Origin of the sequence: Microcoleus sp. BROC3 (assembly GCF_036702515.1) — a bacterium.
Lineage (GTDB): Bacteria > Cyanobacteriota > Cyanobacteriia > Cyanobacteriales > Microcoleaceae > Microcoleus.
In genome coordinates this window covers 1-12,093 of sequence record NZ_JAUBTQ010000099.1, presented here as the reverse complement: position 1 = coordinate 12,093, position 12,093 = coordinate 1, and the positions used below count along the sequence as shown (strand labels likewise).

The following is a 12,093-nucleotide window of genomic DNA, read 5'->3' as shown; positions in this document are numbered from 1 at the left end:
ATTAGTTGGCAATTGGAAATGTTACTTTTATATCACAGATGGATGGCCTGTTTACCCCATGTTTATCCCAGATGGAGACTAAATTATCTGTAAAACTTACATGGCCAGAGTAGAGGGCGAGAATACGCGACTACGACCTTACGCAAGCCAGACTTCATCGCAAGACACTGTGCTATTCTAAGTCGGTAGAAATGCTTAAACATTCTCTTCGGTTAGTAATTCATTATCTTAAGTTTTGGGATGTTCCGGTTCCCTATCCATCATATCATTTCAATCGCGCTCAAACGAGGAAAATCGGGTAGCCAAAACATCCCTTGACCGCACAAATCATACCTCTATTCAGCAACGCCGAATTTGTGGCTGATGATTTGCAGGTTGCTGATTGCTCTCCATACTGTTTGTTAAGGTAAATTCATGTAAAGTATGATAACCCCGGAGAGGTGTCTCGATCTAAACTCTCAATTTTTGCTTATTTCCTCAAAAGACTCAGACCCCAAAGGACTCGGAATCCAACCTTGAATATTCTTGCGTTTCCCTAAAAGCGGCTGCGAATGTACGATCGGCAAACGCACAGCTTCCCCATGCAAAATCTCGCTAACTTCCGCATAAATTTTCGCCCTAGCTGCTTTATCCCCATTCGCCCTCCCCCGGTCCAAAAGTTCCTGAACTTTCGCATTTTTCCAATTTCCCAAATCCGCCGTCGAACCCGGCCCGAAGTGAGGATAATAAAAATTGTCTGGATCGCCATAATCTCCAGTCCAACCCATCATAAAAGCTTGAAAGCCGGGAGGTTTGAGGCGATCGGCTAAATAAGCAGACCAATCCTTTGTCAGCAATTTTACCCGAATCCCGATCGCGCTCAAATCCGCCGCAAAAGACTCAGCAATCGGCTTCGGCGTGGGAAAATAGGGACGGCTGACGGGCATATACCACAAATCCAAATCAAAACCGTTCGGATAACCGGCTTGCGCCAGCATTGCTTTAGCTTGCTGCGGGTTAAATTCATAATCTTTAACTCGATCGGACGCCGCCCAATTCAGCGCAGGCGGGATAAATTGCGAATCATGTTTTCCGAGTTCTCCCCAGAAAGCTTGGACTATTGCTGGCTTGTTAATTGTTTGGGCGATCGCCCGCCTGACTTCTGGTTTTGACAAAGGTTCGTAACTCGGATTTAAGGCTAAATAACCGACATTAAAAGAAGGTCGCACAACAGCTTCTAAATTAGGATCTCCCTGAACTTCTTGCAGTTGATCCGGCGTTAAATCCACAGTAAAATCAAGTTGTCCTGCTCGCAACTGAGCCAGTCTCGCCGCCGGGTCGTCAACAAAACGAATTACCAATTGATTGACTTTTGGCGTGCCAGTTTTCCAATAATTCGGATTTTTCTCCAAAACAATGCGATCGCCCGATCGCCATTCCTGAAACACAAAAGGCCCCGTACCCACCGCCAGCGACCCCGGAGTGCCGTACTTCGCACCCGCTTTTTTCACCGCCGCCGGACTCGCCATCCCGAAATAACCCGATCCAATCGCCGAGGGAAAAGCAGCAAAAGGTTGATTTAAAACAAACTTAATGGTAGACTTATCAACAACTTCCACATCTTTTACCAGGGAATTTTTATCTCCCTTAAAGCCACCAAAAAAATTCTTCCAAATTTGATAAGTTTTGCCAGATTCTCGATAACCGTTAGGATTTTTCGCATCCCACCAGCGCTCCACATTAAACTTAACAGCTTCCGCGTCAAAATCCGTACCGTCGTGAAACTTTACCCCGGAACGCAACTTAAAAGTCCAAATTTTGCCATCTTGAGAACTTGACCATTCAGTAGCGAGACTCGGATCAAGTTCCACAGTTCCCGTTTTAAAATCAGTCAAGCGATTGTAAATTTGGTCGATAACAATCACTGAATTGCCATCCGTAATATTTCCCGGTTCCAGATTGACCGGCTGCCCGCCCGCACCGTAGACTAAAGCTCCCGGTGGAACCGCAGCAGGAGTTGTCGGAGTTGGAGAGTTATTGCTAACCGTGTTTGAGGTGGTGCCGCAATTTGAGAGAATTACAGCCATCCCAAAAACTAAACCTAATAAAACTACACGCCAGGATTTTAACAATCTCATTTCCATAGCTCCGGTTTAATATAAAAGTGTACTCAGATAAATTTTTAACTAATTTGCTATTCCTCTCCCCTCTGCGAACTCTGCGCTCTCTGCGGTTGATTGAGTAAATTATAGATTAAATGTAAATTTAATTAACAAACAAAATACAGCAAGCTGACAATATCACCTTCTAGAGCCAAATCTCAACTCACACCTTTACTTTAGGCGACGCAACCAGCATGGCAGCCAACCTTTGCTGCCATGCTAGAGGCTATCTCAAAACCGATGCAAGGCTTCACAAAAAAGGCATTCACGGTTTATTCACTGCCGAAATCAGACCCCTACTTGTCCGGTAACAGCTAAAATCAAGTCCGCGTCAATAAACACCAATCCTGTACGGCGAGTTCGGATATTTGTAAACCCGCCGCGACTCAATAGGCAACAGTCATGCGCCTGCGAATAAACTGAGGCTGCTCAACTTCATCCAGCAGGGCGATCGCAAAATCCTCAGCCGAAATTCGGCTCCTCCCCTGCTCGTCAACAAGTAACATATCGCTTCCTAATCGAAATTTACCAGTTCGTTCACCAGCTTCAAATTCCGCCGCCGGACTGATAAAAGTCCAATCCAAATCAGCAGTTTTGTAAACAGCAAGTGCCTCCCGATGAGCGAGGGAGGCCGCACGATACGGTTCTGGAAAATCAGGAGTATCGACAAGTTGAACCCCCGGACTTACTTCGAGACTACCTGCACCCCCAACCACAACCAAGCGATTAACGTCGGCACGAGATAAGCCGTCAATCAGCGAATAAGCTGCTGTTACAATGTCTTTAGCTAAAATCGGGTTATTAGCAGTAGCAGCACCGGGCCCGGCGGCGCTGATAACGGCATCGTGTCCTCTGACAATTTCAGCCACAGTATCAGCATCGAGAACGTTACCCACAACCACGGTTAGGCGATCGCCAGAAATAGAAAAACGCGACGCATCCCGGACGATCGCTGTTACATCGTGTCCCCGCATCAACGCTTCAGAAACAATGCGACTGCCAGCCATGCCATTTGCACCAAACAATGCCAATTTCATTAAAAATCTCCTATGTTTTTGCTTAAATTACTCACTAATTGGTATTAGCAATCAACAGTTATATCTAGTCAGGAAAATTGACCATAATTCCTGTAATAGCAGGCCTGTAGAGCTGGTTCACCAGTATCTATGACTCACATCCAGAGTATCGGTAAAGCCGCTCTTACTTAAACATGGCGATTAAACCATTCACAAACATTACCAACTGCCAAATCGATCGTTTCAGGCTCTTCATAAAATTGAAACTGCACCCGATCGCCCAACCAAACAAGATGCTTATCTGTAGCTGCAATCAGCTCAAATAACTTTTTAGGCAAAACTGAACCGCTCGCGGCTCTGTCAGCGTGTACCATTAACAGCGGCAAATTCAATTTTTTGACAGTTTCATCAACCCGATAAGTCCATAATTCCGCTTCGCTCATCGCAGCCACTCGGTTTTCCCATTTGCCCAAAAAATCCCAAACAGGGCCGCGCTCAGCCCAGCGGATGTACCACTGATAAATCGGTTTTGGCAGCAGCAAAGCGTTAGGATCGTTCAAGCTGACAATTGGAATATAATCGACTTCACCGGTTTTTTCATATTTAGTTCGCGCTTGACTAGCTCGTTCAATTCGTTCCCGAGTTTTCTCCTCGCCGCCGCTGTATTCATCAATCGTTTCTCTGGTGAGATAATGACCCGCCACGAGCGCTAAGGCCTTAATTCTAGTGTCCTCTACTGCTGCCTGAATAGTCCAATTTACACCTTGGCATACACCTAGCAAATACACTCTATTTTTATCCACTTCTGGGCGGCTGAGCAAATAACTAACTGCGGATTTTAAATCAGAAACTTTGGCTTGCGGACTTTCATAGTGGCGGGGTTCGCCGCCGCTTTCGCCGTGAAAAGAAGGGTCAAAAGCCAAAGTTACAAAACCCGATGAAGCCATGCGGGTAGCATATTGGATAGGCGATTGTTCTTTAACAAACGCTACCGGGCCTAGAATCGGCACAGCAGGCGCTGGTTTGGCAAGATTGGTGGGAATATATAGATTTCCCACCAATTCAACACCGTTGCTGTTAAAGGTAACGCGCTCCATTTTGTAGGAACCGCGAGCCGATTGTATATCTGTATTTTGCATATTTTCCTGTTGGGCGCTGCTCGCTCTAGGTATCAGGCTCAGCAAGAAGCCGCTGACTCCGGCTGCACCCGCTTTTATTAACTTTCTGCGTGAAGCATTCGATCTGTTTACTTGGACTGCAAACATCGCTTTAACCTGTAGGTTTCTGCATAAAAAGCAGCATAAGTCAATTGCGTCTGCCAAATCTTGTAAATTCTCCCGATAAATTGCAAAATCTGGCGATACTGGCTTCGCCTCACAACCGATCGCGATACTGTCGCGGAGTCAGACTGGTATAGCGGCGAAAAACATTAGTAAAGTGGCTTTGATCGCAGAAACCGACAGATTGACTAATATCAGCAAGGGTAAATTTTGGATTAGAGAGCAATTTTTTTGCTCGCTCAATGCGGCACTGCAATACATATTGATGGGGAGAAAGTCCCGTACTTTGTTTAAAGAGTTTTCCAAAGTGATGAGAACTCATCTGCACAACTTCTGCCAGTTCTGCCAAACCCATATCGCGATCGAGATTATCTTGAATGTAATCCAGAATCTGCTGCAATTTGGATGGAGATAGTTTTCCTAATTTAGGAGAGTTGGCAATTTTTACTGTACAGTGATGTCGCAGCAGATGCACTGCTAGCAAAGTTTGCACAGATTCCACATAAAGGCGATCGCAATAATCTCCGCTGCGCTCCACTTCCGCGCTGAGGGTAAGAGCAAGCTGTTCGAGAAGCGGGTCGCGAATGGCGAAGCGATCGATTAATTCGATTGTTTGAGGGGCCCGATTTCTTCCGCAAGATCCGCTAACGCAACTTTCAATCGCAATCCGTTCTAACACCGCAGCCGGCAAATAGATATCTAATATTTCAACAGCACAATCCCAAAACCACTCAGGTTCTCGAAAAGCAGGTACAAAAGTGAATAAACCAGGCAATGTTAGCCGCTCAATCAACTTCCCACCATCTAACCGCCTTTCTAAACGCCGTTCTAAATTACCTGGATTCGCAATGTGGAGGCTGAGGCAGTGGTCTGCTATTCCAGGGTCGGCAATTGGCTCTCCCGGTGGAGTATAAACTGTGCGTTCGACACGCAAACAATCTTTAAATATCGGCATACAATAACCCGATTCGGGATTGGCAAACATCCATCTTTCTCTCTTTTCTCTTTCTCTGCGCCCTCTGCGCCCTCTGCGGTTCGTTGAAAAAAATCTACTTTACATCAAGCAATAGGATGGCTATATTCGATCGCACCCACCCACCCTACAAATCCAAACTCTCTTCACCAATACTTCCCAGTTCCCCGCTACCCAGAAACTCTTCCTCCTCTACTTCCTCACTCCCAGAGTCGAAACTTTCAACTACAAACGGCAAACCAGCCGCCATCAAACCCCGTTGAATCAGTTCCGGCGTTTCATCAAACAAAACAAATAGCGGATGAACAGCCTCAGCTTCATCGCTGTAAATATGTCTGTAGCGGTGCGGCATCACCCATTCGTAACCTTTATCCAGCCAAACCTGAGACTGCCGCCAGCGGCCGAGCAACTCAGAAAACTCTTCGCCCGGACGATGAATGAAAATCAAAATTTCCACTCCAATTTTAACTTTCCATTCAGGATCGCACATCAAAATCGCCAAATCGCAGGGCAAACAAACTGCCTGTCCGGGCGATATGCTAGTGCCGCCGCTTCCCGCATAAGAAACCCCGTCCCGCAAGCGCGCAATTGGCAAAGGAATTGTGATTAAACTATCATGGGCGCGGCGGATACTGGGAATCATTTCCATGTAAACCCGATATTTTTTCAGCAGGGCGATCGCGGCGGAAGATTCGCTGTACTCTGCTAGTAAGGCCTCGTAATGTGATTGTTTAACAGACATTTTCAAACCAAAGAATAAGTAATTATTAATTGCTGCTAATTGCTAATCGATCGCTTCTAGTTACCAGGAAGACCCTGATAATGAAGATTTGGAGGCAGAGCCTCCAAATCCTTTTCTCCTTTTAATCGAGGCTGTGCCTCCTCCAAAGACATTCCCAGGCAGAGCCTGGGAACGAGTAAAATAGTCATTGGTCAGGCGTTAATTGCTATTAACTAATAACTAATAACTAATTAGCCCTTTTTTACAGCTTCTGAAACACTGCGAACATCGGCAGATACATCGATAGCAAAATCGAACCTACGATAGCACCGACGACAACAATCATCAGAGGTTCTAGCATACTGGTAAGTCCTTTTACTGCTTCTTCAACTTCCGTTTCGTAGAAAGCGCCAACTTTCATCAGCATCTTGTCAAGTTCCCCTGTCTCCTCGCCAATTGCCATCATTTGAATGGCCAAAGACGGAAAAACAGCTTGTTCTTGCAAAGCAATACTGATCATGCCGCCGCTTTGAATTTCCTGTCTCGCATATTCGATCGCATTAGATATCGCCTGATTCCCCGCCACATCTCGCACAATTTCCAAAGAATTGAGAATCGGAACGCCCGATCGCGTCAGCGACCCAAATATCACGCAAAACCGAGCCACCGCCGATTTTTCGATCAAATCTCCAAAAATCGGCAACTTCATCGCAATTCTATCAATTTGTAGGCGACCTATAGGAGTTTTGTAGTACATATCGAAGGCAATTTTGAGCGCTATAATCACCCCAATAACTGTTATCTGTTGGATGGGAGGCCAAGCCGTACAAAATGCACTAATTGCCAACATAAACACCGTAAAAGCCGGCAAATCTGCACCAATATCCTTAAAGATTTTAGCGAAAGTTGGTAGCAAGAATATGGTCATTGCGAAAAAAATCACGATCGCAATAAAGAACACAGTCTTCGGATAAGACATCGCCGAATTAATTTCAGCCTCCGTCTTGTGATTTTTTTCCATCATCACCGCCAGACGGTCTAGGGTTTCATCTAGCACCCCCCCGACTTCTCCCGCCGCAACCATACTGATAAACAGTTGGTCAAAAACATCAGGAAACTTAGCCATCGCCTCTGCCAAGTTTATCCCTTCCTGCACGTCAGCATTCATGCTCCTGAGCGCTCGCTTCAGCTTAGCATTAGAACACTGCTCGTGCAGCACGGAAAGGCATCTCACGATCGCCACCCCTGCATTAAACATAGCCGCAAACTGACGAGCAAAAATAGCCATATCCTTAACAGTAAGACTGGTAAGGTTATACTCTATTTGCTCCTGAATCTTACTGAAATCAAAGCCACCTTTCGGTTTTTCGCGGATAACGTTGGTAGCCACAGCTCACCTCTGAAAATTTATTAAAAGTTATGACTCATCAGTCATCAGTCATCAGTTCTTTCTACGGACTCCAGACTAATGACTGCTGACTGAATTAATGAGCTCCTACCTTGGTGGCACCAACAGGTGCCGGGCCGATCAAGCGTTCGAGTTCGTCAGCCTTAGAAGCCTTGCCCATTGCCGATTCCCAAGTGACTTTACCGCTCTTGTAAAGTTCAGCGAGAGCCATTTCCATCGTCCTCATTCCCAATTTCGCCCCCATTTGGATTTGGGAGTAAATCATTGGAGTTTTGCCCTCCCGGATCAAGTTAGCCATAGCTGGAGTATTCACCATGATTTCCATAGCGCAGCAGCGGCCGCCCCCAACTTTCACGACCAAATTTTGGCTGCAAATTCCCACCAAAGAGTTAGACACCTGGGCGCGAACCTGAGGTTGTTGAATTGGCGGGAACACGTCCAAAATCCGATCGATCGTTGCACCCGCAGAATTAGTGTGCAAAGTTCCCATCACCATGTGACCCGTTTCCGCAGCCGAAATTGCCAGACCGATCGTTTCCAAGTCGCGCATTTCCCCCACCAGAATCACATCAGGGTCTTCGCGCAAAGCCGCTCTCAGCGCATTAGCAAAGCTCTTAGTATCTTCGCCCTTTTGGCGCTGGTGAAACAAACTCTTGATATTAGGAAACACATATTCGATCGGGTCTTCAACTGTTAGAATATGTTCCGCGCGCGTCCGGTTGATCAGATCCAACAAAGCCGCCATCGTAGTAGTTTTCCCGGAACCCGTTTGTCCCGTCACCAACAGCATACCCCTGGGTCTTTCCGTCAGATCCCGCAAAATTTGCGGCACGCCTAAAGCATCTGCGTTAGGAATCTTAGAAGCCAGAGCCCGCATACAAGCAGCCCAAGCACCCCGCTCCCGGTAGACATTGACGCGGAACCGAGCCAATCCCCGAACGCCGTAAGCGCAGTCGAGTTCCCACTCCATTTCCAACTGCTTGCGCTGCATATTGTTGAGCATTTGGAAAATTAGGATCTGCACTTCCTCAGCAGACAGAATGTCGCCGTATTGCGTCTGAGGAGTTAGTTTACCGCTGACTCGGAAGAATATAGGCGCGCCCGCTTGGATGTGTATGTCCGAACCCCCTTGCTCTACCAGGGACTCCAGTACGTCTTCAATCATCAGACCCATAGATACCTCTCCTCGATCGAATTGATAGTTATTGACCAATCTAGCTCAGTTAACAGTCAACAGTTAACTGCTGAATCAATCCACAAAGCGTGGCGTCAAGCAGTACGGACAATCCAACATCTCCGGCTTCAATTCTGCCCGACAACTTTTGCACGTAAGTCCCTGCTTGCGTTTGGCTTTCAGTTCAGCCTCCAGGCCCGAGTCAGTAAACGTCACCCGCTCGACTTCTTCAAAAGTAGTCGCGCCTTCCCGCACTAACTGCAAGCTGTAAGCCAACAACGTTTTCATCCCTTCTTCTACTGCTGCTTCCTTAATTTGTTCTGTAGGAGCTCCTTGAGTGATCAGAGTTTGAAGCCGCTCAGTATTTTTCAGGAACTCGTAAACCCCTACCCGTCCTTTGTAGCCTAGGCCGGCGCACTTGGTACAAAGTTGCTCGCGTTCTGCGAGTTCCTTCCTTTCCTCCACCGGTACAGTGTTGGCTTTGTAAACAGTTAGATCGATTTCTTGAGAAGCCGACAGACCGTACTTGCCGAGTTCTGCTGCAGTAGGCTGGTAAGGAATGCAGCATTTGTCGCAAACGCGCCGCATCAGACGCTGAGCCAACACGCCCAACAGAGCGGCCGAAACCATGAACGGTTCTACGCCCATTTCGGCCAAACGCGCGACCGCCCCGGCCGCATCGTTCGTGTGCAGCGTCGTCAGCACCAAGTGTCCCGTCAAAGCAGCTTCCAGAGCCGTTTTTGCAGTTTCCTTGTCCCGCGTTTCCCCGACCAGCATCACGTCAGGGTCTTGCCGCAAAAATGCCCGCAGAATGTTGGAAAAAGTCAAGTCTTTTTCCCGAATTACTTGACATTGGGTAATTCCGGGCAAAGCATATTCGATCGGGTCTTCCGCCGTACTGATATTAACCCCCGGATCGTTCCGTTCCGCCAGAATCGAGTAGAGAGTAGTTGACTTGCCCGAACCCGTCGGCCCCGTCACCAAAATCAGTCCGAACGGACGGCTAGCACTCTCTCGCACTAAAGCCAGAGTTTCCTCGTCGGATATTAACAAACCCAAGCCCAACTGAGTGCTGGAACTGTCCAAAATCCGCAGCACGATTTTTTCCCCGTACCGCGAAGGCAAGCTGTTCACCCGGAAATCCACCGTGCGTCCCTCAAACACCCGGCGGATACGGCCGTCTTGAGCTTGTCGGCGTTCGGCAATATCCAGGTTGGCAATAATCTTGAAACGAGCCGTAATCGATGCGACTACCTGCTTGGGAAACCGGAAATACTCTTGCAGCACCCCGTCTTTCCGCATCCGAATCCGCATGAACTCTTCTTGAGGTTCTACGTGGATGTCAGAGACCTTTTCCGACAAAGCTTTAGCCAAAATGATATTGACGGCCTTAATTACCGGAGCCGCCTCAGCATCGTCCAAGGTGTTAGCTAGGTCTTCTTGGTCGGCACTCTCCTCTTCTAGCGAGAGCTCGCCAAAATCTCCCTCCCCTAAATCCATCTTTCTCTGCTTTTCGGCTGCTGCTATTTTGGCTGCTACCTTAACTTGGTCGTCTTGATAGGCCGAAGTTATGTCCTGATAGTCGTCTGGCGTAATCACCCGTCGCTGCAAAGCTAAACCGTGAGGCTGTAAAATCCGCCGTAAATCTTCTATAGCGTTGAGGTTGTCGGGATCTACCATTGCCACCATAATCGCCGGAGGCTCAGTTTCAGTCCTCGCTACAGGTAAAAACCGACCTTGGTGACAAATGTCGATCGAAATCTTCAACCCGTCGAGCATCACTCCGAGTTGCTCGTTAGACATTTCGCTCATCTCCGGGTCAAATGCTTCAACGCCGTAGACTATCTTCCTTTCAAACATCTGCTGCTTCTTGTAAAGTCGCAGCAATTCTGGAGGCAACGGCTGCCCGGTAAGTGCTTCTAATACCTCCGTCAACCGCTTGCCGGACTTCTGGCTTTCAATTTGAGCTTGCTTCACTTGCTCGCCGTTGACGTAACCCGACTGAATCATCTTGGTGATAGCCGGAGTAAATTGGCTCACAGAAACTAGGGATGTGGAGCGAGGCGGGGATGTGCTAGTCATAAAAAACACTCAATAGGTGGGAAACTCAGTCACAAAGAGTGCTGAGAGGAAAACCAACGCGGGGTTTTAACCCCCGTATTTTTTGCTTGTGGATCGGCTATCATTTTCTTGCTCAATCCCTATCTGTCAAGTGTAAGCTCGCAGTCCCCTCTAAGCTTCGTCCACAAATTGACGAGACGTTGGAGGGATTTGCCGATGCTTGCAATCACATTTTGTTCGTTGAGTGCTAAGTTGCTTACTTAACTGATGAACTTGCGGGATACTCTCGTTATAGCCTCAGGGCACATCACTTGGGGATTGCCCGTACCGGGAGACAAAAGCGGGGCGGGGTGTGTCGCCTTCCCACTCTCATTTTATATTCCCAAATTGTTTGGTCAAATTACAGCGCCCGTTGTGGCGCGCTTAGCTGTACTAAATTAAAGATTAGCTATGTTCTGTGATGATAGCTTTTACGAAAGCCTCGATCGCCCTTTTGAAATATATTTTGATTAATTATCTGCGATCGGTCACTGCTCGATCGTCGGCTGCATGAGTCCCCAGCCCACATTTTGAGCAGCTTTAGTTTTTTGTCAGCAAATATTACTTAGATTATACCTTGGTGTGCGAACCTTGGTCACGTAAGCTGGACGGTTCAAAAATCTTGGAAACAGGCAAAGTAGATATCAATTGTATCTACAGAGCACCACCTCCCCGAGACCAGGTAATTTCTGTCATTTGACTGGCATAAATTCGATATTTCAAGCGACTTCGGTATCTTTTTATAAAAACTTCCGCCCACTTCGCCTCAAAATTCACTGCGTCGTATGTGAGTTATAAAAGCGCAGATAGCTCACTACTCAGTCACTAAATACAAATTCATATTAGTTGCGATTTTGGCAATGCAACCAATGGTAAAAGGCAAGCAGATGCTTGCGAATAAAACTGCCGGAAAGACGGACAAATTTAACTCACTATTGTTGGCAGCCAACTTTGAAGCATCAAGCCTCCTAGTCGGTAATTGTTCTAGTAAACGTAACAGCCGAAGAAAAGTTTCAAAATCGAGCTAAATGCGAGGGGTTTAATCCCAAAGTAGAAAGCAACAAACGTTCTGTTAGCCATAACTGCGGTCATACTATCGAGAGAAAAAGAAACGACCCTTTCAAGAAAATATTGGAAGCTTTGAGAGATGCCTCCATATCGGGCGAGATTTCCTATGAATCAGATGATGCCATACACCATAAATTATATAGCGAGCGCAAATGATTTGTAAATCATCGAGCGTGTATAATGAGAGATGTAAATCTAAGTAGAAGTTGAGA

Annotated in this window: 8 protein-coding genes and 1 pseudogene; 1 reads left to right on the top strand and 8 read right to left on the bottom strand. The window is 47.0% G+C overall.

Annotation, left to right across the window (positions count from 1 at the left end; all coding sequences use genetic code 11):
* Positions 1–302, top strand: a pseudogene (locus tag QUB30_RS31860) (IS1 family transposase); the annotation flags it as partial.
* Between the two features lie 156 nt (positions 303–458).
* Here QUB30_RS31860 and QUB30_RS31855 read toward each other — a convergent pair.
* The 8 genes from QUB30_RS31855 to QUB30_RS31820 all read right to left on the bottom strand — a co-directional run bounded on the left by QUB30_RS31855 (position 459) and on the right by QUB30_RS31820 (position 10,795).
* The gene (locus tag QUB30_RS31855; protein WP_333342068.1) at positions 459–2,117 is read right to left on the bottom strand and encodes an ABC transporter substrate-binding protein; all 1,659 of its coding nucleotides are present in this window, start codon (positions 2,115–2,117) and stop codon (positions 459–461) included.
* Between the two features lie 410 nt (positions 2,118–2,527).
* Positions 2,528–3,178 carry an NAD(P)-dependent oxidoreductase gene (locus QUB30_RS31850; protein WP_333342066.1) on the bottom strand — a complete coding sequence of 217 codons (651 nt, stop codon included), beginning with the start codon at positions 3,176–3,178 and terminating at the stop codon, positions 2,528–2,530.
* A gap of 167 nt (positions 3,179–3,345) precedes the next feature.
* Positions 3,346–4,422 carry an alpha/beta hydrolase gene (locus tag QUB30_RS31845; RefSeq protein WP_333342065.1) on the bottom strand — a complete coding sequence of 359 codons (1,077 nt, stop codon included), beginning with the start codon at positions 4,420–4,422 and terminating at the stop codon, positions 3,346–3,348.
* Between the two features lie 109 nt (positions 4,423–4,531).
* Positions 4,532–5,422: an AraC family transcriptional regulator gene (locus QUB30_RS31840; RefSeq protein ID WP_333342063.1), complete on the bottom strand. Its 891-nt coding sequence runs from the start codon at positions 5,420–5,422 to the stop codon at positions 4,532–4,534.
* Between the two features lie 115 nt (positions 5,423–5,537).
* The gene (locus tag QUB30_RS31835) at positions 5,538–6,152 is read right to left on the bottom strand and encodes a hypothetical protein (RefSeq protein WP_333342060.1); all 615 of its coding nucleotides are present in this window, start codon (positions 6,150–6,152) and stop codon (positions 5,538–5,540) included.
* A 241-nt stretch (positions 6,153–6,393) separates the two neighbouring features.
* Positions 6,394–7,521: a type II secretion system F family protein gene (locus tag QUB30_RS31830; protein ID WP_333342058.1), complete on the bottom strand. Its 1,128-nt coding sequence runs from the start codon at positions 7,519–7,521 to the stop codon at positions 6,394–6,396.
* Positions 7,522–7,615: 94 nt separating this feature from the next.
* Positions 7,616–8,713: a type IV pilus twitching motility protein PilT gene (locus QUB30_RS31825; RefSeq protein ID WP_333342056.1), complete on the bottom strand. Its 1,098-nt coding sequence runs from the start codon at positions 8,711–8,713 to the stop codon at positions 7,616–7,618.
* A gap of 75 nt (positions 8,714–8,788) precedes the next feature.
* Positions 8,789–10,795, bottom strand: a complete 2,007-nt coding sequence (locus QUB30_RS31820) for a GspE/PulE family protein (protein WP_333342054.1) — start codon at positions 10,793–10,795, stop codon at positions 8,789–8,791.
* Between the last annotated feature and the right edge of the window lie 1,298 nt (positions 10,796–12,093).

Bases quoted from the DNA above. Each gene is read 5' to 3' on its own strand.
- QUB30_RS31820 (WP_333342054.1), bottom strand. From the start codon at position 10,795: ATGACTAGCACATCCCCGCCTCGCTCCACATCCCTAGTTTCTGTGAGC.
- QUB30_RS31855 (WP_333342068.1), bottom strand. From the start codon at position 2,117: ATGAGATTGTTAAAATCCTGGCGTGTAGTTTTATTAGGTTTAGTTTTT.
- QUB30_RS31835 (WP_333342060.1), bottom strand. From the start codon at position 6,152: ATGTCTGTTAAACAATCACATTACGAGGCCTTACTAGCAGAGTACAGC.
- QUB30_RS31850 (WP_333342066.1), bottom strand. From the start codon at position 3,178: ATGAAATTGGCATTGTTTGGTGCAAATGGCATGGCTGGCAGTCGCATT.
- QUB30_RS31825 (WP_333342056.1), bottom strand. From the start codon at position 8,713: ATGGGTCTGATGATTGAAGACGTACTGGAGTCCCTGGTAGAGCAAGGG.
- QUB30_RS31840 (WP_333342063.1), bottom strand. From the start codon at position 5,422: ATGTTTGCCAATCCCGAATCGGGTTATTGTATGCCGATATTTAAAGAT.
- QUB30_RS31845 (WP_333342065.1), bottom strand. From the start codon at position 4,422: ATGTTTGCAGTCCAAGTAAACAGATCGAATGCTTCACGCAGAAAGTTA.